Source organism: Streptomyces sp. NBC_01210 (assembly GCF_036010325.1).
Lineage (GTDB): Bacteria > Actinomycetota > Actinomycetes > Streptomycetales > Streptomycetaceae > Streptomyces.
On the sequence record NZ_CP108549.1, the window covers coordinates 8,367,106 to 8,386,982 of the forward strand.

The 19,877-nt window shown below is 69.6% G+C and carries 22 protein-coding genes; 12 read left to right on the top strand and 10 right to left on the bottom strand.

Going from position 1 to position 19,877, the window contains the following annotated elements:
• Window positions 1-193 precede the first annotated feature (193 nt).
• The 3 genes from OG735_RS37595 to OG735_RS37605 form a co-directional block, all read right to left on the bottom strand.
• Window positions 194-1,042 (bottom strand): hypothetical protein, encoded by an 849-nt coding sequence (locus tag OG735_RS37595; RefSeq protein WP_327327619.1) that lies wholly within the window; start codon window positions 1,040-1,042, stop codon window positions 194-196.
• A 455-nt stretch (window positions 1,043-1,497) separates the two neighbouring features.
• Window positions 1,498-1,794 (bottom strand): hypothetical protein, encoded by a 297-nt coding sequence (locus OG735_RS37600; RefSeq protein WP_385303168.1) that lies wholly within the window; start codon window positions 1,792-1,794, stop codon window positions 1,498-1,500.
• Window positions 1,795-1,910: 116 nt separating this feature from the next.
• Window positions 1,911-2,441, bottom strand: coding sequence for a PadR family transcriptional regulator (locus OG735_RS37605; RefSeq protein WP_327328587.1), 531 nt, complete (start codon window positions 2,439-2,441; stop codon window positions 1,911-1,913).
• A gap of 117 nt (window positions 2,442-2,558) precedes the next feature.
• Here OG735_RS37605 and OG735_RS37610 point away from each other — a divergent pair, with 117 nt between their 5' ends.
• A complete protein-coding gene (locus tag OG735_RS37610) occupies window positions 2,559-3,335 on the top strand; it encodes an alpha/beta fold hydrolase (protein WP_327327620.1) in 777 nt (258 codons plus the stop codon).
• A gap of 18 nt (window positions 3,336-3,353) precedes the next feature.
• On the opposite strand, the gene OG735_RS37615 is transcribed toward OG735_RS37610, so the two are convergent.
• A complete protein-coding gene (locus OG735_RS37615) occupies window positions 3,354-3,953 on the bottom strand; it encodes a class I SAM-dependent methyltransferase (RefSeq protein ID WP_327327621.1) in 600 nt (199 codons plus the stop codon).
• 149 nt (window positions 3,954-4,102) lie between these two features.
• Between OG735_RS37615 and OG735_RS37620 the strand changes: the two genes are divergently transcribed.
• From OG735_RS37620 to OG735_RS37635, 4 genes are read left to right on the top strand one after another with little or no spacing between them, the layout of a single operon-like run.
• On the top strand, window positions 4,103-4,960 hold the full coding sequence (locus OG735_RS37620; RefSeq protein WP_327327622.1) for an MHYT domain-containing protein: 858 nt from the start codon (window positions 4,103-4,105) through the stop codon (window positions 4,958-4,960).
• A 51-nt stretch (window positions 4,961-5,011) separates the two neighbouring features.
• Window positions 5,012-7,516, top strand: coding sequence for a sensor histidine kinase (locus tag OG735_RS37625; protein ID WP_327327623.1), 2,505 nt, complete (start codon window positions 5,012-5,014; stop codon window positions 7,514-7,516).
• Window positions 7,513-7,935: a roadblock/LC7 domain-containing protein gene (locus OG735_RS37630; protein WP_327327624.1), complete on the top strand. Its 423-nt coding sequence runs from the start codon at window positions 7,513-7,515 to the stop codon at window positions 7,933-7,935. The genes OG735_RS37625 and OG735_RS37630 overlap by 4 nt, the downstream gene beginning before the upstream one ends.
• Window positions 7,936-7,957: 22 nt before the next feature.
• Window positions 7,958-8,350 (top strand): DUF742 domain-containing protein, encoded by a 393-nt coding sequence (locus tag OG735_RS37635; protein WP_327328588.1) that lies wholly within the window; start codon window positions 7,958-7,960, stop codon window positions 8,348-8,350.
• A 46-nt stretch (window positions 8,351-8,396) separates the two neighbouring features.
• Here the strand turns inward: OG735_RS37635 and OG735_RS37640 are convergent, their stop codons facing one another.
• Window positions 8,397-8,963, bottom strand: a complete 567-nt coding sequence (locus OG735_RS37640; protein ID WP_327327625.1) for a GNAT family N-acetyltransferase — start codon at window positions 8,961-8,963, stop codon at window positions 8,397-8,399.
• 287 nt (window positions 8,964-9,250) lie between these two features.
• Here OG735_RS37640 and OG735_RS37645 point away from each other — a divergent pair, with 287 nt between their 5' ends.
• The 4 genes from OG735_RS37645 (at window position 9,251) to OG735_RS37660 (ending at window position 12,093) form a co-directional block, all read left to right on the top strand.
• Window positions 9,251-9,856 carry a GTP-binding protein gene (locus OG735_RS37645; protein ID WP_327327626.1) on the top strand — a complete coding sequence of 202 codons (606 nt, stop codon included), beginning with the start codon at window positions 9,251-9,253 and terminating at the stop codon, window positions 9,854-9,856.
• Window positions 9,857-9,942: 86 nt separating this feature from the next.
• Window positions 9,943-10,347 carry a roadblock/LC7 domain-containing protein gene (locus OG735_RS37650; protein ID WP_327327627.1) on the top strand — a complete coding sequence of 135 codons (405 nt, stop codon included), beginning with the start codon at window positions 9,943-9,945 and terminating at the stop codon, window positions 10,345-10,347.
• A gap of 119 nt (window positions 10,348-10,466) precedes the next feature.
• Complete coding sequence (locus tag OG735_RS37655; protein ID WP_327327628.1) at window positions 10,467-11,366, top strand: DUF6397 family protein; 900 nt, start codon at window positions 10,467-10,469, stop codon at window positions 11,364-11,366.
• A 205-nt stretch (window positions 11,367-11,571) separates the two neighbouring features.
• A complete protein-coding gene (locus OG735_RS37660) occupies window positions 11,572-12,093 on the top strand; it encodes a response regulator (protein WP_327327629.1) in 522 nt (173 codons plus the stop codon).
• Between the two features lie 218 nt (window positions 12,094-12,311).
• Here the strand turns inward: OG735_RS37660 and OG735_RS37665 are convergent, their stop codons facing one another.
• Entirely contained in the window at window positions 12,312-12,455 is a 144-nt protein-coding gene (locus OG735_RS37665) for a hypothetical protein (RefSeq protein ID WP_327327630.1), read from the bottom strand.
• 469 nt (window positions 12,456-12,924) lie between these two features.
• Between OG735_RS37665 and tdh the strand changes: the two genes are divergently transcribed.
• The 3 genes from tdh to OG735_RS37680 are packed head-to-tail and all read left to right on the top strand — an operon-like array spanning window position 12,925 to window position 16,108.
• Complete coding sequence (tdh, locus tag OG735_RS37670) at window positions 12,925-13,953, top strand: L-threonine 3-dehydrogenase (RefSeq protein WP_327327631.1); 1,029 nt, start codon at window positions 12,925-12,927, stop codon at window positions 13,951-13,953.
• 36 nt (window positions 13,954-13,989) lie between these two features.
• Window positions 13,990-15,171, top strand: coding sequence for a glycine C-acetyltransferase (locus tag OG735_RS37675; RefSeq protein ID WP_327327632.1), 1,182 nt, complete (start codon window positions 13,990-13,992; stop codon window positions 15,169-15,171).
• A 22-nt stretch (window positions 15,172-15,193) separates the two neighbouring features.
• Window positions 15,194-16,108 carry a LysR family transcriptional regulator gene (locus OG735_RS37680; RefSeq protein ID WP_327327633.1) on the top strand — a complete coding sequence of 305 codons (915 nt, stop codon included), beginning with the start codon at window positions 15,194-15,196 and terminating at the stop codon, window positions 16,106-16,108.
• Window positions 16,109-16,150: 42 nt separating this feature from the next.
• Here OG735_RS37680 and OG735_RS37685 read toward each other — a convergent pair whose 3' ends face one another.
• The 4 genes from OG735_RS37685 to OG735_RS37700 all read right to left on the bottom strand — a co-directional run bounded on the left by OG735_RS37685 (window position 16,151) and on the right by OG735_RS37700 (window position 19,821).
• The gene (locus OG735_RS37685; RefSeq protein ID WP_327327634.1) at window positions 16,151-16,657 is read right to left on the bottom strand and encodes an SRPBCC family protein; all 507 of its coding nucleotides are present in this window, start codon (window positions 16,655-16,657) and stop codon (window positions 16,151-16,153) included.
• A 52-nt stretch (window positions 16,658-16,709) separates the two neighbouring features.
• Entirely contained in the window at window positions 16,710-18,326 is a 1,617-nt protein-coding gene (locus tag OG735_RS37690) for a sodium/solute symporter (RefSeq protein ID WP_327327635.1), read from the bottom strand.
• Entirely contained in the window at window positions 18,323-18,718 is a 396-nt protein-coding gene (locus OG735_RS37695) for a DUF485 domain-containing protein (protein ID WP_327327636.1), read from the bottom strand. Before OG735_RS37695 ends, OG735_RS37690 begins: the two co-directional genes overlap by 4 nt.
• Window positions 18,719-18,912: 194 nt before the next feature.
• Window positions 18,913-19,821 (bottom strand): DMT family transporter, encoded by a 909-nt coding sequence (locus OG735_RS37700; protein WP_327328589.1) that lies wholly within the window; start codon window positions 19,819-19,821, stop codon window positions 18,913-18,915.
• Window positions 19,822-19,877: the final 56 nt, after the last annotated feature.

Genomic DNA, 19,877 nt, shown 5'->3' on the forward strand with positions numbered 1-19,877 from the left:
GCTCGGCATTCGACCAGCCCGTCCTGTCGCTCCACTGCACCGTCCGGCACGCCGCGTCCTCCCCGTAGACCAGTAAATCGACTGCCCGCTCGATCGGGCCGCTGTGAGTATGACGCTCACATCGACGGGGAAGGGGGCTCGTGATCCTTCGCTGATCGCTGATCGCTGATCGCTGATCGCTGATCGCCGGGGCTCAGGCCGGGCGTACGGCGATCTTGTCGAGCGACTCCAGCAGTCCCGGCAGCTGAGGTCCGCGACCCACCGGCAGCACCTCGCGCGGCTCCTCGTCCAGCAGAACGAACGCGATGTCGTCGGTCCTGGCGACCATGGACCAGCCAGGGCCGTCGGCGCGCAGCGTCCGCGCCCCGCCCGGGGCGAAGCTGGAGCGGACCCGCCCGGCCGGCGGGGCCGATTCCACATAGGCGTGGGCTTCCTTCAGCGCCCGCCGCACACCCTCATGGGTCTCTTTCGGCTCGCTCGCGGGAGCGTCAGACGTCTTCGATGTGTCCGATGTGTCTGACACGTCCGAGGTGTGCTGCCTGCCGAACGCTTCGTCGTCGCCGATCTGTTGCCGCCACTCCGCCCACTGGAGCGCGATTTCGTCCGCCCCGAGCCGCCGCTGCGCCGGCCCCCAGGACTCGGTGTCGGGCGGTGCCAGTGGTGGCCGGTCGCCTTCCTCGGGCGCCGGATCGTGCGGCGCGGGCACGCCCGGCGCGGCGACCGCGACAGCCAGCGGCCAGCCGGGCAGCGCGGCGACCACCGTGCGCTCGCCGGGCGACAGGTCGTACTCCATGCCGCAGTCCCAGGAGGCGATCGCGACCGCGACGAGCGACACATCGTCGACCACGACCGTCCACCGGGCGCCCTCGCAGTCCTGGCCGAGCACGAGCCCGTACCCCTCGGCGTACGGCTCGAGCCCCAGCACCGCGCACGCCGCCGGGAAGTCGTCGCCGAGCACGCTCGGGAACTGCGCCGGCGTCAGCAGCACCGCGGTCAGCACATAGAGCGCGTCCTCGTCGACGGCATCGTCCGTCCCGGCCACAGCACCCTCCCCATCCGATCGTTCGTCGGCGCACCTTAACCAGTGGGTAACCCGGACGTCGAGAGTTCACGGCACGAAAATGGTTCGGCCTGTTCCGCACCGGGGTCCCAGCATCGCCCCATGGCCGGATCCACGTCCCACTTCATCTGCCTGCCCTGCCGGACTTCCTTCAAGAAGGCACCCGACTACCTCAGGGCCCGCACCGATCTCGGTGCGGCGGCCCGTTGGTGAACGCGGGCTCCGCTCTCGCCGTGCCGCGGCGCCGGGACGCAGCAGGCCGGCGTGCGCTGTCGGCCGTGCTCGGCGTGGGCCCGCGCTTCCTGCAGAGCTGCTCTGCGGCCCCGGCTACCGGCCGCGGACCCTGCGCGAGGTCAAGGAACGGCTCGCCCATGCCGAGCGCACGGGGCTGAGCCCGGCCGAGGCCCTCGCCCGCTACGACCTGTCCGGTTCCGATGTCAGGCGGCGGGCAGGCCGAGGAGACTACGCGCCACGGTCTGCGGAGACTCGTCCCGCTCGCGGGCGAGGGCGATGACCGCGCGGCAGGCCAGTTCGCTGACGCCGAAGGAGAGCGCCTCCGGGGACACCCAGGTCACCGCCTCGTCGATCTGCTCCTGATCGTCGTCCGCGCACCCGGACACATAGACTGCCGCGGCCTCGAATATGTTGTGCTGCCGCACCGGAGGTCGTGCGACCGGTGCTTCGTCCGGGCGGTACGCGAGGAACTTGCGGAGCCTGCGGAGTCTGCTGAACACCCGGACCACCTTCCTCCAGGGCGGCGGCTGCCGCCGATCTTTCAAGTCTTGCATCCCTGCGCGAAGTTGGACCTGCGGCGACCGAAAGGGGAACGGCGTGTGCTGCGTGCCCGGCGTCAGCTTCCCTGGGTAAGGGAGCGGATCGTGGTCCGCAACCACTTCAGCTCCGCCTCACTGGTGGCGCGGGCGATCGTGAGTATGCCGCGGCGGAAGGGATCGTCCAACTCCTCCGCACGCAGGGGACGTTCACCATCGTAGAAGAAGCTGGCCGGCTCCTCCAGAAACTCCAGCCGCCGCCGCAGTACCGTCGCCTGCGCCTCGCTGTCCTCAAGATGCCGCAGGAATGCGAGCAGGGTGAACCACCGGTTCTCGTCGGTGATTTCGCCCTGCGCGGGCTCTGCGAGCCGGCGCCGCAGCTCACGCCGCCCGTCGGCGGTGAGGCTCAGGACATGGCGGGGCGCGGCAACCGATCCGGGCTGGGTCTCGCGCGCGAGCAGACCTGACTTCTCGAGCCGTTTGATCGCGGGATACAGCGTGCTCTCGGCGACCGGCCGCACATGCCCGGTCAGTGCGGTGATGCGTTTGCGCAGTTCGTAGCCGTGGAGCGGGGCGTCACAGAGAAAACCGAGGATGGCGAGCTCGAGCATGCCTGCATTCTGCCGCAAGAGCGGTGTACATCGATAGCGCAATACATCGACACCGAGGTATGCTGCCACGCGGAACAGACGGAAGAGCACGGCATCGACGAGCAGGGGAGATCGACAGTGCGACAGGCCCGATTCGACGCGCAGGGCAGCCTCATTCGCTGGACGGAGGCGGCGGGCGAGGGCCCGTCGAGGGTATTTGTGCACGGGCTCGGCGCGGCTTCGTCGGCGTACTACACGCATATCGCCGCCCACCCGGCACTGGCCGGCCGCCGCTCGCTCTTCGTCGATCTGCCCGGACACGGCCTCAGCGATCGGCCCGCGGACTTCGGCTACACGCTGGAGGACCACGCGGCCGCGCTCGCCGCCGCACTCGACGCGGCCGGTGTGCGCGGCGCGGAGCTCGTCGGGCACAGCATGGGCGGTGCCGTCGCCATCGTGCTCGCGTACCGTCGCCCGGATCTGGTGGCACGGCTGGTGGTCACGGAGGGCAACCTCGACCCGAACCCGCCGGTGACGGCGGGCAGCAGCGGAATCGCCACATACGGCGAGGAGGAGTTCGTCCACGGCGGCGGCTTCGCGCGCGTACTCGAGCGCGTCGGTCCTGTCTGGTCGGCGACCATGCGCCTGGCGGACCCGCTCGGCCTGTACCGCAGTGCGGCAGGACTGATGAGCGGTACGCGCCCCACGATGCGCCGGATGCTCATGGAGCTGCCGGTGGACCGCACATACCTGCAGGGCGCGCGCAGCGGTGAACTCCCTGGTCACGAAGAGCTGGTGGCCTGTGGAGTACGAGTGCTGACCGTCCCGGACGCCGGTCACAACGTCATGTTCGACAATCCGGCGGCGTTCGTACGAGCGGTAGCCGACGGCTCAGTCCTGACGGCTCAGTCCTGACGGTTCAGCTCTGACGGCTCAGTCCTGACGGACCGCCAGGGCCAGGAAGCGGGCATCCTCGTCCACGTACGAGGTCATCCGCCAGCCCGAACCGGCCAGCAGCGGGTGGAGACTGGGCTCGGCGCGCAGATCACCCTCGGTGATCTGCCGGCCCTGGCGGGCAGCGAGGGCCGCCCTGCCGATGGGGTGGAACAGTGCGAGCCTGCCGCCCGGTCGCACGACCCGCGCCAACTCCCGCAGATTCACGTCCGGTTGTGGAAGATGGGCGATGAGGCCCGCGGCAAACACGGCGTCGAGCGACTCGTCGCGCAGCGGCAGCCGGGCCACATCGGCGAGCAGCAGCAGTCCGCTGCTCCGGTGCCCCGCGCGTACCGCTGCCTCCAGCATCGCGGGTGTCAGATCGGCCCCGAGCACTGTGCCCTGCGCTCCCACGGCGGACCGCAGGGGAGCCAGGGCGCGGCCGGTGCCGCAGCCTGCGTCGAGCACGGCGTCGCCGGGACGCAGCCCCAGCTCGGCGACGGCGGCGGTGTAAGCCGGACCGTCGTCGGGGAAGCGCGCGTCCCAGTCGGCGGCGCGGGCGCTGAAGAACTCCTGCACATGTGTGTGGTCGTCGGCCATGAGGACATGATCCCTCAGCGCTTGGGCGACCGGCGGTGCACATGTTCGAGCGCGGCACGATCGTTCAGAAACATCTCTCAGTCATATTCCATCAGCTTTCGAAATGCGCCCCCAGCGCGCGCCCCCTCCGGGTCTAGCGTCCATGAGCCATGGGACACCTGGACCACGCCGCATTCGGTTTGCTGACCCCCGTGCTGTCGTACGCGATGGCCGTCATCGGCGCCGCCCTCGGGCTGCGCTGCACCGTACGCGCGCTCGGCACGAGCGGCCGCTCCCGCCGCAACTGGCTCATCACAGCCGCGTCCGCGATCGGCACCGGCATCTGGACGATGCACTTCGTCGCGATGCTCGGTTTCGCCGTCACCGGCACCGACATCCACTACAACGTGCCGCTGACCATCCTCAGCCTGCTCGTCGCCATGCTCGTCGTCGGCGCCGGCGTCTTCTGCGTCGGGTTCGGGCGTGACCGCGTCACAGCACTGCTGATCGGCGGGCTCACCACAGGGCTCGGCGTGGCCAGCATGCACTACCTGGGCATGGCCGCCCTGCGGCTGCACGGTTCGGTCCACTACGACCCGCTGCTCGTCGCGCTCTCCGTCGTCTTCGCCGTGGTCGCCGCGACCGCGGCCCTGTGGGCGGCGCTCAACATCAAGTCACCGGTCGCGGTCGCCGTCGCCTCGCTCGTCATGGGAGCGGCGGTCAGCAGCATGCACTACACCGGAATGCTCGCGGTCAGTGTGCGGGTCGCCCCTTCCGGTGGCGAACTGCCCGGGGCCGCGGCGATGCAGTTCATCTTCCCCCTCGCCGTCGGCCTCGGGTCGTACCTCTTCGTCACCGCCGCCTTCGTCGCGCTTTCCCCGACAGCACGCGAGCACGCCGCCTATACCTCGGCCGGGCGGCCGATCACATCCGACCCCGCCACCGACCCCGCATCCGCCCCTGCCCCTGCGGCCGAACCCTCAAGCACCAACGGTCCCCCGAGCACCACCACGACCGCCACCGCCTAGCCGGCCCGGCTGCCGCCGCACCCCCAGCCCCGTACCCGGAACGAGGAGGCCATGCGCACACCCCGCAGGACTTCGGGCGCCGACACCAACACGCCCCCGCCCCCACTGCCGCCCGCATCCGCGGCGGCAGCCCGCGGACGACGCGCACATGCCGGGCCGCCCGCCGTCGAACACACCGGACAGGTGCTACGGAACGACGCACCCCAGCCCCCGGCCGACACCGGAGGTCGATGGCTGCTGCGCCCCGGAACGGTACGCGCGAAGATCATCTCTCTGCTGATGGTGCCCGTCGTCTCGCTGCTCGCGCTCTGGGGATTCGCCACCGTCACCACCGCCCAGGACGTGTCGCGACTGCGCCAGCTGCAGCGCGTCGACACCCAGGTCCGCGAACCTGTCGCCGCCGCTGTCGCGGCTCTGCAAGCCGAACGGCGCGCAGCGGTACGCCAGGTGGCGGCACCGTCCGACGAGCGTGCGGCCGCACTCCAGCAGGAGGCCCGGCGCACCGACGACGCCTTGAAGGGGCTGTTCCTCGACAGCGAGCACACGGTCGCCGCCGGCGGCGACATGCCGGCCGCCGTCGCGGGACGCCTCGACCAATTCGTCACCCGCGCCGAGAAACTGCGCACCCTGCGCACCGCCGTCCTCGACCGCAAGGCCACCTGGAACGCGACCTACGAGCAGTACACCGCCGCCGTCACCGCCGCGTTCAGCGTCTCCGGCGCACTCACCGGCATCCAGGACACCGGGCCCGGCTCCGACGCCCGCGTCCTCCTGGAGTTCGCCCGGGCCGGCGAGATGTTCGCCCGGGAGGACGCTCTGCTCACGTCCGCGCACCTCACCAAGTCCCTCGGTGTGGAGCGTCAGCGGCTGTTCACCGGAGCCGTCTGGACCCGCCGGAGCCTTGCCGAATCGGCCGTCACCGATCTACGCGGCCCCGAGCGCGCCGCCTGGCGGGAACTCACTCAGCAGAGCCCCTACCGGCAGCTTCAGGCGGCCGAGGACAAGGTGCTCGCCGCGCCCGCAGGCCACAAGGCTGCGCAGATCATCCCGGCCGAAGCCTGGGACAAGGCCCACGCGGCCGTCGGTGACGGGCTGCGCGCCATCGAGACGGACGCCCGCCGCGCGGCAGCAGACCGGTCCGACCCGGTGGCGAACGGCATCCTCACCCCGGCCGGAGCTGCCGTGCTCCTCGGACTCGCCGCCGTCGTCGCCTCCTTGGTCATCTCCGTACGCATCGGCCGTGCCCTCGTCGTAGAACTGATCAGCCTGCGTAACACCGCACTTGAGATCGCCCGGCACAAGCTGCCCCATGCCATGCGCCGCCTGCGCACCGGCGAAGAGATCGACATCCAGGCCGAAGCCCCGCCGGGACGCCCCGCCGAGGACGAGATCGGCCAGGTCGGCGAGGCACTCGGAACCGTCCATCGGGCCGCGCTGAGCGCCGCCGTCGAACGCGCCGAACTCGCCGGCAGCATCTCAGGAGTCTTCGTCAACCTCGCGCGCCGCAGCCAGATCCTGGTCCACCGCCAGCTCACCCTGCTCGACACCATGGAGCGCCGCGCCGACGATCCGAACGAACTCGGCGACCTCTTCCGCCTCGACCATCTCACCACCCGTATGCGGCGGCACGCCGAAAGCCTGATCATCCTGTCCGGGGCGGCGCCGGGGCGAGCCTGGCGCACGCCCGTCCCGCTGACCAGCGTCGTACGGGCCGCCGTCTCAGAAATCGAGGACTACGCGCGCGTGGAGGTGCGGCAACTGCCCGAGACCTCCATTGCCGGAACCGCCGTCGCCGACGTCACCCATCTGCTGGCGGAACTCGTCGAGAACGCCGCACAGTTCTCCCCGCCGCACACCAAGGTGCGCATCAGCGGTGAGCCCGTCGGCAACGGCTACGCCCTCGAGATCGAGGACCGCGGCCTGGGCATGGGCAAGGACGTTCTCGCCGAAGCCAACCGCAGACTGGCGGAGTCCGAAGCACTCGACCTCTTCGACAGTGATCGGCTCGGCCTCTTCGTCGTCAGCCGGCTCGCCTTCCGCCGCGAGATCAAGGTCCAGCTGCGCACCTCGCCGTACGGCGGCACCACCGCGGTGGTGCCGCTGCCGACCTCGCTGCTGCAGAGCGCCCTCTCGGCCCCGCCGGGCACCCGCGGCGACCCGGGCCCCGGCGACGGCAAACCCGCGGCCGCGCCGACCGAGCCCGCCCCGCGCACCAACGGCACACCCGTACCGGCCCCGGCGCCACGACCGGTGCTCGAAGCGCAGACCGTGACCCCCGTCCCGCCCGGCGTCACCGCGCTGCGCCTGCGCGGCGCCCCGCCGCAGACCGCGGACGGCGAACTGCCGCGCCGGGTCAGGCAGGCGCACCTCGTCCCGCAACTGCGCGAGGAGCCCATGGCCGAGGAGCCGGTTGATCTCGCGGGCGTCGACGACAGCCCGGAACGCACCCCCGAACAGGTACGGGACCGCATGACGGCGTACCGCAACGGCTGGACCCGGGGCGGCGGCGCCGCCCCCGGCACGGCCGCCCCCGGCAGTGAAGGAGACGAAGCATGACCGAGCACGAGTCAGCCGCAGCCCGCCACACTTTCGGCGACCTCGACTGGCTGCTGGACGACCTCGTACTGCGGGTCGGCGAAGTCCGCCACGCGGTCGTGCTGTCCAACGACGGCCTGCCGGTCGGCGCATCGACGGCGCTGACCCGCGAGGATGCCGAGCACCTGGCAGCCGTCGCCTCCGGATTCCACAGCCTGGCCAAGGGCGCGGGGCGACATTTTCACGCCGGCGGCGTACGCCAGACGATGGTCGAGATGGACGACGGCTTCCTCTTCGTGGCGGCCGCGGGAGACGGCTCCTGCCTCGCCGTGCTCACCTCTGTCGTCGCCGATATCGGCCTGATCGCCTATGAGATGGCCCGCCTCGTCAAACGCGTCGGCGAGCATCTGCGCACCCCGCCGCGCATCACCGCGATGTGATGGCGTGAACGACGTGACCGACATGGCTGATATGTGCGGCAGCCAGTGGTACGACGCCGACGCAGGCCCGCTCGTCCGCCCGTACGCGATGACCGGCGGGCGGACCAAGCCGGGTCCCAGCAACGTACGGTTCGACCTGATCGCCCTCGTCGACATCGCCGCCGATGCACCCGGCCCGGCGGAGGAGTCCCTCCTCGGGCCCGAACACCGCGCGCTGCTCACCCTCTGCCGCTGCGAGACGCAGTCCGTCGCGGAACTCGCTGCCGACGCGGACCTCCCGGTCGGTGTCGTACGCGTTCTCCTCGGTGATCTGCTCGAAGCGGGCTATATCAGGGTCAGCCGTCCCGTGCCGCCGACGCAGCTGCCCGACGAGAAGATCCTCAGGGAGGTGATCGCGGGCCTGCGGGCTCTCTAGCCGCCGAAGCCGCTGACCCCATGAAGCCGATCCCGCCTCGAGCCGCTCAAGACCTCGTGCTCAGCTGCCAGTCGGCCCTGGTCAGCTCGTACTCGACATCGCCGAGCTCGGAGCCTTCGATGATGTCGGGCCACTTCTCGAAGAAGGTCCGGACGTAGGTGAGACCCGCCTTCTCCATCACGCGTCGCGAACGGGCGTTGGCCGTCATCGTGTTCGCGACCACCCGCTCCACGCCGAGTTCGGAGAAGCCCTTATGGATCAGCGCGCGCGAGCCTTCCGTCGCATGGCCGCGGCCCCATGCGGCCCGGCCGAGCCGGTAGCCCAGTTCGACCACCGCACTGCTGTGGTCGTCCAGCGGCCGGAAGACGAACCAGCCCAGAAACTCCTTCGTGGTCCGCTCCTCGGCCGCCCAGAACGCGCGGTTGTCGATACACGGATAGTGACGGAGAAAGCGGGGCAGGGACTCGGCACGGACCGCTTCCCGCGTCGTCGGCCGGCCTCCGTTGATGAAACGCATGACCTCGGGATCGTTGTCGAGGTCGAGCAGATGGTCCACATCGGCCTCGCTGAACGGGCGAAGCGCCAGACGATCGGTCACCAGGAATGTGGGCATGACCCGATCCTCAACACCGGCGCTCGCGCCCGCCAGCGAATATCCACCCGGGCCCCGCCGGGACAGGATCGAATTGCGCGCTGGTTCGGGCATCGAGTGGACCCGTATCAGTCACAACGCTCTAATAGCGATCCCTTCCCTCGGGGCGGGGCCGCGCTTGCCATGCTGTCTGCGTACTGGCATGGACCAACGCCGAGAATCAGCTGACCGAGACCTCAAAGACCGTTCTGACCTGCGCGTTTCATAGGCGGGCCGGATATCTTGGGCTCACTCTTGAGAGAAATGACATGGCTTCCGAGAGCTCTGAAAATACTGGCGGGGAGACGACCGACCTCGCGCTGAAAATACTCGTCGCCGGTGGCTTCGGCGTAGGCAAGACCACTCTGGTCGGCTCGGTCAGTGAGATACGGCCTCTGCGTACGGAGGAACAGCTGAGCCAGGCGGGCAGCACGGTCGACGACACCGGGGGAGTCGACAAGAAGACGACCACGACCGTCGCCATGGATTTTGGACGCATCACCATTCGCTCGGGTCTGTCCCTCTACCTGTTCGGGACTCCGGGGCAGGACCGTTTCTGGTTCCTGTGGGACGAGCTTTCCCAGGGAGCACTGGGAGCAGTCGTCCTCGCCGACACCCGGCGCCTCGTGGACTGCTTCCCCGCAGTCGATTACTTCGAACACCGCCGGATTCCCTTCGTCGTCGCGGTCAACTGCTTCGCCGGCGCACGCACGTACGGCGCGCACGAAGTCTCACGCGCTCTCGACCTGGAACGAGGGACTCCCGTCGTGCTGTGCGATGCACGCGACCGGGACTCGGGAAAGGAGGTGCTCGTACGACTCGTCGAGTACGCAGGGCGGATGCATACGGCCCGGCTGCTGGATTCGGTCGGCTAGCCCGCACCTTGCCGTGCCGCCCCTCGTACGAAAGGCTTACGGACAACAACGGGGACACGGGGAACGTATGAGCGGGGAGGACCAACATGGTGTTGGACAAGGGACTTGACTGGCTTCTGGACGACCTGACCAACAGGATCGAACACATACGGCACGCACTCGTGCTGTCCAACGACGGCCTGGTGACGGGGGCCAGCACGGGTCTGGCGCGGGAAGACGCGGAACACCTCGCCGCGGTCTCCTCCGGTCTGCACTCCCTCGCCCGGGGTTCCGGACGCCACTTCCGGGCCGGCAAGGCACGCCAGACCATGGTCGAGTTCGACGAAGCGCTGCTCTTCGTCACCGCGGCGGGCGACGGAAGTTGCCTGTGTGTACTCAGCTCCGCCGACGCCGACGTCGGCCTGGTCGCGTACGAGATGACGCTGATGGTCAACCGGGTCGGCGAGCATCTGGGCGTTGCCGCCAGGCAGCCAGGTGGCGACCCTCGCTGACCTGCAGGAACTTAGCTCGACAGCGCCCGGTCCGCAGTTATCCACAGGCCGGGCGGAATGTGCTTGGTTCGGGCTACGGTCGTCACCGAGAGTATTCACACCTCACGGGGGAGACCGTCATGACGGTGAAGCAAGCAGCAACGCGCAGTCTGGCGCTGGGCCGGGCCTCTCAGGAACTGGATCTCAAGCGGGGCGAGTTCGATCTCGCTGTCCAGCTCGGGCACATTCGCACCACAGTCGGCGAGAGCGGCGGCCCGCCGAGGGTCGAGCAGCAGGAGATCGACCGGCTGCGCGGGAAGGAAGGATTCCCGGGCACACTGCGGGAGCGGGTGCGGACCGTCGGCACGGTGGAAGGCGCACGGCTCATCTCCATCAGCCCGGCGCGCTTCGCCCGGCTCGCCCGCACAGGCCACTTCGCCCCGGTCCGGTTCTATCTGAACCGCTATCGCGCGGTCGTCTGGCTCTATCTGGCCGAAGAGGTCTGCCAGTTCGCCCTCGCCCATCCCGGCCTCCTCGGCGGCAGAACCCCGCAGGCGCTTCGAGCCGTACTGGAGGCGGGTGAGGACCGGCGCGCACGCAACTGGCGGGGGCGGAGTCTTGGGCTGCTGCTGCGCAGGACCGCGAATCCGTGGGAGCGCGCGGCGGCGATCGCCTCCGTGCTCGACCCGGTCGCGGTGTCCGAGGTGGCGACCGATCCGTACGAACGCTCACATCTGCGCGTGCTCCGGCCCGAACTCGTCCCCGGGCGCCCGGAGTCGCCCGCCGGGCGCGAAGTAGTGGAGCGGCTGCTCCTGGCGGACCATCCGGATGAGATTCTCTGGCATCGGGTGAACCTGGCCGAGGCGCTGCGGGAGGCGCGAGAGCTCCGCCCCGCGCCACGCCCTGTCCCCAAGGTCGAGCCCCGGACGGTCTCCGGGACCGTCCCGAGGGGCGCGCGACTACTGCCGGTGCGCCGGAATCCGCACCGTGGCGGTCTGTTGACCCGCCTGCGGTTCAGGAAGGCGAGCACCGTGGCCTGACGGCGACAGAGAGTCCGGTTCGGGAGCGCCGCACAACAAGAGCCCGTCCACGCCGGGTGCTTCGCACTGCCCGAGGCTTCATACTGCCTCTACCCCCGAAGCCCCGCGGGAGCCGAAGGACACGGACGGGGCCGCCCTCGCCGCACGTGCGGCGTACGCTGATGTGGCCGCCTGACGAGGGAGGTCTAGGGATGCGGGCTGTGTCTTGAAGATCCTTGTGGTGGACGACCGCGAGGACAACCTCTTCGCGATAGAGAGCCTGTTACGCCCTGTGGGGCGTCCGGTGGTACGGGCACACAGTGGGGACGAAGCGCTGAAGAACGTCCTGCGCGGCGGCATCGCAGTGGTCATCCTCGACGTCGTCATGCCGCGGATGGACGGCCTGGAAGTGCTCTCCTATCTCAAACGACTGGATCACACCAGGAATCTGCCCGTCGTGCTGATGACCGGACTGGGCAGGGACGATGAACTGGCCGCCCGTGCCTACAACCTCGGCGTCGCCGACTTCCTGGTCAAGCCCGTCGATCCATGGGTGGTGCGTACGAAGGTCAGGGCACTCGCCGATCTGTACACCGAGAACCAGAAGCTGCGTGAGCAGCTCAAAACCCTGGCCGAGCACAGGAGCGGAACGTCCAGGGCTCACCTTCCCGACCTCCTCGACGCGCGCGTTGCACGTCAGCCGGGCGGCACGGCGGACCATGCCCGGAGCGCCCGCGGAATCGACTGACGCACGTCGCACCGAGGCACTGCACCGGCGCGGTCCGCCCGAGGACACCATCCGCAAGATCCTCGGCGCCAATGTGCTCGCCCCGTTCCGCAAGGAGCTCGGTTTCGCCCCGCCCGAATGCACCTGGCGGGGCCTCTCGCGGGATGCCCGATGGCAGCACCCGGATGTGCGAGAGGCCCCGCCGGATCAGCGGCGATCCGCCGTGCCGCGGCCCCCGATCAGCACTCCGCGGAAACCGGCAGAACGCCACGCTCGTCGCCCGGCAGCCCCAGGGCCGCCCGGACGGATGCCGCCCCGGTCTTCAGCAGCCCGGCAGCGACTGCGCCAACGGCGACCGAAGCCACCGCCGTGGTCCTCTTCACCAAGTTGTTCCTGTCCCTCCGTTGGTGAACGAGCTTGAGCATCGCGAGCCGCAGGTCCGTTCGCAATCATTTCGATACACGTGGAAGCGTGCCGCCGGATTCCTGGGGCCAGGCCAAGGCCAGGGGCCAGAGGTCAGGACCAGGCGGGGAGCAGATCCCCCGCGCGAGTAACCGCGGCCGGTGCGGCTGAGCAGCACGTGCCGGCCCCCCGATGAGGTGCGACCGAGACCCGGAGCTGATCCAATGGGCGGAGCCGGAGTTCCGGGAAGCCTTGCACTGTGCGGTCCCCGTTCGCCGTACACCGTGTTGCTCTGACCCGGCCGACCTGCATGAAGCTCTGCTGTTGGCCCGCTTAAGAAATCCTCGATGGACTCTGCAGTCACAGCTGGGCACATTGGTGCAGGTCCACTGACCGGTGCCGTCGGCACTGTCTCCGGTCAGCCCCACCACGATGCCTGGAGCCGCCCCGATGAAGGCACTTGTCAAGCAGCATGCAGAGCCCGGGCTGTGGCTCATGGACGTGCCGGAGCCGGAGACCGGCGCAGGCGATGTTCTGATCAAGGTGCTGCGCACCGGGATCTGCGGCACCGATCTGCACATCAGGTCCTGGGACGGCTGGGCCCAGCAGGCCGTCACCACGCCCCGCGTCCTCGGCCACGAGTTCGTGGGCGAAGTCGCCCGTGTCGGCGCGGACGTCGAGGACATCGCGGTCGGCGACGTGGTGAGCGGCGAGGGGCATCTGGTGTGCGGCAAGTGCCGCAACTGTCTCGCCGGCCGCCGCCATCTGTGCCGTAGCACCATCGGCCTCGGCGTCGGCCGCGACGGCGCCTTCGCCGAGTACGTCGCGCTGCCCGCCTCCAATGTGTGGGTGCACCGGACCAAGGTCGACCTGGACATCGCTGCGATCTTCGACCCGTTCGGGAACGCCGTGCACACCGCGCTCTCCTTCCCGCTGGTCGGCGAGGACGTACTGATCACCGGCGCGGGACCGATCGGGATCATGGCCGCCGCCGTCGCCCGCCATGCCGGCGCGCGCAATGTCGTGATCACCGATGTGAGCGAGTCCCGGCTCCAGCTGGCCCGCAAGGCCGGTGCCACCCTCGCGCTGAACGTCGCCCAGAGCGATATCGCCGAGGCACAGCGGCAGCTCGGACTCAAGGAGGGCTTCGACATCGGCCTGGAGATGTCCGGCCGCCCGGAAGCCATGCGGGACATGGTCGACAACATGACCCACGGCGGACGTATCGCCATGCTGGGCCTGCCCGCGCAGGAGTTCGCCGTCGACTGGTCGAAGATCGTCACCTCGATGATCACGATCAAGGGGATCTACGGCCGTGAGATGTTCGAGACCTGGTATGCGATGACCGTGCTGCTCGAGAGCGGACTCGACCTCAGCCCGGTGATCACCGGCAGTTACGGCTACCAGGACTTCGATGCAGCCTTCGACGAGGCTGCCACCGCCCGCAGCGGCAAGATCATCCTCGACTGGACCGTCTGAGCCTCTCGTCCGAGCTTTTTCGTAAGGAGCCCCACCATGTACGCGTCCGTCCGCGACGATCTCCGTACCACCCTCGACGAGATCCGCGCCGCCGGTCTCTACAAGCCCGAGCGCGTCATCGGCACGCCGCAGAGCGCCTCCGTGTCCGTCGCTTCCGGTGACGTACTCAACTTCTGTGCCAACAACTACCTCGGCCTCGCCGACCACCCCGAGGTCGTCGCCGCCGCCAAGGAAGCGCTGGACCGCTGGGGCTACGGCATGGCCTCCGTCCGCTTCATCTGCGGCACCCAGGACGTCCACAAGGAGCTCGAGGCGCGCCTGTCGGCGTTCCTCGGCCAGGAGGACACGATCCTCTACTCCTCCTGCTTCGACGCCAACGGCGGTGTCTTCGAGACCGTCCTCGGCCCCGAGGACGCGGTGATCTCCGACGCCCTCAACCACGCCAGCATCATCGACGGCATCCGGCTGTCCAAGGCCCGCCGCCACCGCTACGCCAACCGAGACCTCGCCGACCTGGAGCAGCAGCTCAAGCAGACTCAGGACGCCCGCCGCCGCCTCATCGTCACCGACGGCGTCTTCTCCATGGACGGCTATGTGGCTCCGCTCGCCGAGATCTGCGACCTCGCCGACCGCTACGACGCCATGGTCATGGTCGACGACTCGCACGCCGTCGGCTTCGTCGGCCCCGGTGGCCGCGGCACCCCCGAGCTGCACGGCGTCATGGACCGCGTCGACATCATCACCGGCACCCTCGGCAAGGCGCTCGGCGGCGCCTCCGGCGGCTATGTCGCCGCCCGCGCCGAGATCGTCGCCCTGCTGCGCCAGCGTTCCCGCCCGTACCTCTTCTCCAACTCCCTCGCCCCGGTGATCGCCGCCGCCTCCCTCAAGGTCCTCGACCTGCTGGAGTCCGCCGGCGACCTGCGCGAGCGGCTGAACGCGAACACCGCCCTCTTCCGTACGAAGATGACCGAGGCGGGTTTCGACATCCTGCCCGGCGACCACGCCATCGCCCCCGTCATGATCGGCGACGCCGCAGAGGCCGGCCGGATGGCCGAACTCCTGCTGGAGCGCGGCGTGTACGTCATCGGCTTCTCGTACCCCGTCGTCCCGATGGGCCAGGCCCGGATCCGGGTCCAGCTCTCCGCCGCGCACTCCACCGAGGACGTGGAGCGGGCCGTCGCCGCCTTCATCGACGCACGCCAGGCGCTGAAGGACTGACCGAGGCTGGCAAAATGGCTGGGTGATCGACCCCCGGCGGCTGCGTATCCTGCGGGCCGTGGCGGACCACCGAACGGTGACCGCCGCGGCTTCCGCGCTGTACCTCACCCCCTCGGCCGTCTCCCAGCAGCTCAACGCGCTCGAGCAGGAGACCGGCCATGCCCTGCTGATCCGCAGCGGCAAGGGCGTACGGCTGACGGCCGCGGGAGAGATCCTGCTGGCCCACACCCATGCCGTGCTCGCGCAGCTGGAGCGGGCCGAGGCGGAGCTCGCGGCCTACGCGGGCGGTGCGGCCGGTGAGGTCACCGTCGCCGCGTTCGCCACGGGCATCGCCGAGGTCGTCGCCCCGGCCATAGGGCGCCTCGCCGCGGACCATCCGGACATCCGGGTACGCGTACGCGACGCCGAGGGCGACGAGAGCCTGCCGCTGGTGCTCGACGGCGAGGCGGATCTGGCCGTCGCGGTCGAGTATCGGGGCGCACCCGGCGAGGGCGATCGGCGGCTGGCCCGCGTACCGCTGTATGCGGAGCCTTTCGACGCCGTCCTGCGCGCCGACCACCCCCTCGGCGCCGGCGAGCGGGTGGCGCTCGCCGAGCTCGCCGACAGCGACTGGATCGGTCCGTACCCCGGCAATCCCTGCCACGACATGGTGCTGCTCGCCTGCGAACTCGCCGGATTCCAGCCCCGTCTGGTGCACTCCTCGGACGACTTCCGCGCCGTCGTCGCGCTGGCCGGAGCCGGCGCAGGCGTGGCGCTGGTGCCGCGCTCGGCGCTGCGCGGGATGGAGCTCAAGGACACCGTCGTACGACCGGTGGCGGGCCCGGCCGCGACCCGCCGGGTGTTCGCCGCCGTACGCCGCGGAGCGGAGCTGCACCCGCTGATCCGGCCGGTGCTGGACGCGCTGGCGAGCTCCGCGGCCGGGCTCTCCACCGGCTGAGGTCGAGCCCTCGCCCTTGCCGGACGAGGGCGCAGACGTCGGTCAGGCGGTCGTCGGCTCCATCGCCGTCTTGAGATTGCGCAACGTGGTCCGGATGTTCCGGCGCTGGAAGTCGGCGAACGTATGCCCGCGGGTCGCGGCCCTGTCGAACGCATGGGCAAGGAAGTCGGGCCAGGACCGCCGGTCGTCGGTCCAGGTCTCGGTCACCCGGGTCCCGCCGTCGACAGCCTCGAAGCGGTACTCCCAGGTGGCGATACGGCCGGGCATCACCGGCCGGCGCTTGCCTATGGCGTGCACCCGGAACGCGAACCGCTCACCCGGATCCGCCGCGGTCACCGTGCACCGCGTCGTCCAGCGAAGGGCTCCTCGCTTGTTGTAACCGTCGAAGACCATACCCACGTACGCCTGCTCACGGCCGTCGCGCACTGCCGCGCCGCGGTTTTCGGGACTCCAGCGGCCCATCAGCGCAGGGTTGCTGACCTGGGCGTAGATCGTCGACGGGTCGGCGTCGATGACGATGCTGTCCGAAACGGTGAAAGTGCGTGCCATGGGTACGACTCCGATTCTTGGGCGCGCGAGGTTGTCGCGCGGTCACCAGTGATCATCCACGGGGCGGTGCGGCGTCGGCCAGGATGGAAGCCTCCACCGCGTCGTAGTCGTACTCCGGCAGGCCGCCGACCCTCGTTCTGTTGCGGGTGAGCACAGTGCCGAGCCAGCCGGCGAGGAATCCGACCGGGATGGAGACGAGGCCCGTGGTGGTGTACGGGAACCAGGTGAAGTCGTCGTCCGGGAAGATGGCTTGGGGGGACCCGGAGACGAGCGTGGTGCCGGTGATGAGAATCAGGACGCTCAGCGCGCCGCCGATGAGGGTGCTCAGCAGCCCGGTGCGGTTGTACTGCCGCCAGAAGAGGCTGTAGACGAGGACGGGTGCGATCGCCGAGGCGCCGATGCAGAAGGAAAGGGTGACCATCGCCTGCAGATTCACGTGCCGGGAACCGGCCGCGAGGAAGATCGCGGCAAGACCGACTGCCGCGGCTGTCGTGCGGGCGATCGTCATCTCGGTGCTGTCGCGCAGCACCTGCTTGCCTCGCAGACCGTGTGTGATGAGGTCGTGGGCCAGCGTGTTGGCGCAGGCGAGCGTGATGCCGGCGACGGAGGCCAGCAGCGTCAGGAAGATCGCGGTGGCCATCGCGGTGAACAGCAGCGTCTCGAAGGTGGACACCTCGGTGCCCATGATCGCCTGACTGACCAGCAGGATCGAGGTCTTTCCCTGCGGATCGGCGGCCGTGATCTGCTGGCGGCCGACGATCGCGGCGGCTCCGAAGCCGATCACGGCGCTGAGCACACACATGATGACCACGGTGGAGACGGCCCAGGACATGGAGCGCCGCACGGCGGGTGCGCTGCGGGAGCTGAACATACGCATCGTGATGTGCGGCAGGCACGCCGCGCCGAGCACGACGGTCAGCTGGGCACTGATCATGTCGAGTCCGTCGCCGCCGAACTGGAGCGCCGGTGTGAGATAGGCATCGCCCGCACCGCTTCCGCGTGCCGCGGCGTCCAGCAGCGAGGGGATGCTGAAGTCGAAGCGGTGCAGGATGAGCGAGGCGATCGCGACGGCCGCGGCGAACAGCACCACGGTCTTGACGATCTGGATGAAGGCGGTGCCCTTCATACCGCCGATGGCCGCGTAGATGATCATCAGCAGGCCGAGAATCACGATGGAGACGGTCTTGAATCCGGCAGAGTCCATGCCGAGGACGAAGGCCAGCAGATCGCCGGCACCCGCCAGCTGGAAGATCAGCAAGGGGAAGAGTGCGGTGAGCGTGACGAGGCATGCGGTGATGCGGACGGCGGGACTCGGGGCGCGGCGGGTGAGTACGTCGCCCATGGTGAACCGGCCCGCGTTACGCAGGGGCTCGGCCAGCAGGAACATCAGCAGCACCAGGGAGAGCGCGGTGCTGAGGGCGAGGACAAGTCCGTCCTGGCCGACCAGCGAGATGACGCCGATGGTGCCCAGCACGCTCGCGGCGGAGATGTAGTCGCCGGCGATGGCGAGTCCGCTCTGCATGGGGGTCAGGGAGCGGAAGCCGGTGTAGAACTCGTCCAGGTCTTCGCGGTCGGGCCCGGTCATCACGCACAGCAGGAGGGTCACTGTGGTCACCGCGATGAACGCGACGAAGGACATGGTCTGGGCCTCGGAGCCGAATCCGCTCATCGGCGTGCTCCCTCGGTGGTCGGGTCGGCCTGGAGACGTACGGCTTCGGCGAGCGGGTCGACCCGGCGGCGCGCGGACTTCTCGTACGCGGCGACGGCTATGAGGGTCACCGGCAGCTGGATCAGGCCGAGCATGAGGGCGATGGTGAGACCACCGGTGATCTTGGTGGTCATCAGCCCCGGCAGATATGCGGAGAGCAGGAGGAACAGCACGAAGTACCCGAGGGCGGTCAGGCTCGCCACACGGCGCAGGCGCTGGTACGCGGCGCTCAGCGCGCGTATCTCGCGGCGGGGATCGGCCGGCGGCACGGGGGGCGGGGGCGGCGCCTGCCAGGAGTGGTGGGGTTGTCCTGGCTGCTCGGGATATGAGGGCGGCGGAGGGTAGTACGACATCGCGGTGTGCCTTCGCGGACGGCTGGGCAGGGCAGGGCAGGGCAGGGCATGGCGGGAGCGGGCGGCTACGTTACCGACGGGTAGCGGCTGCCGGAGCATTGTTGCATGGACTGTCCGGTCGGTCAGTTGCATCAACCGCTACGGCCCTTACCCCGTGGTGCGGCTTGCCGGGCCGGGAGCCCGGCGCCGCACCACTACGCCGCGGCTTGCCGGCTGAGCGACGTCTCCCTCGTCACCTCTGCCGATGGCACAGGCGTCCGCTTCCGCCACCGGGTCAGGCCGACGCCCACAAGCACCACGGCCATTCCCGCGACGACCCGGACCGTGAGCTCCTCGCTCAGCACGATCGCGCCCAGCGCCATCGAGACCACCGGCAGCAGATAGCCGACCGTGGCGGCGCTGGTCGCTCCTTCGTCGGCGATGAGCCGGTAGTTGAGGGCAAAGGTGAATCCGGTGCCGAAGATCCCCAGAACGACGACAGCGGTCACGCCGACCAGGTTGATGTGCACCGACTCGAGGCCGCCGACGGGCAGAGCGAGCGTGCTCAGGCCCGTCGCGGTGAGAAGCTGCGCCGCGGAGAGCGCGATGGGGGCGGTGCCCTTGCCGGTGAGCTTGCGTCCCATGTAGGCGAACGCGACGGCGTAGCTCACCGCCGCCGCGAGGATGGCCAAGGAGCCCCAGCTCGCGAGTCCGCTCTGCTGCCACGGCGCGAAGATCAGCAGCGTGCCCGCGAATCCGAGGAGTAGCCCGCCCAGACGGACCGGGTGGGGTCCGCGTTCCGCGCCGATGGCGATGCCGATCAGCAGGGACCACAAGGGAGTTGTCGCGTTCAGAGCGCCCGCCACTCCGGAGTCGACGGTCTGCTGGCCGATGCTGAACAGGGCGAAGGGCAACGCGTTGCAGAAGAAGGCGGCCACGATGAGATGGCCCCAGGTGGCACGGTCGCGGGGGAGGCGCTGACGCGCCGAGAAGCACAGCGCGACCAGGACCAGTGCGCCCAGTGCGCAGCGGGTGAAGGTGATCTGGACGGGCGACAGGCCGTTGTTCAGGGCCAGTTTGATCCAGAGGAAGCCCGATCCCCAGAGAAGGGCGAGCACGCCCATCCGCACCAACGTTCCACGTCCGCCGCTGAACACGTTTCGTCTCCTCTTCGCTCGTC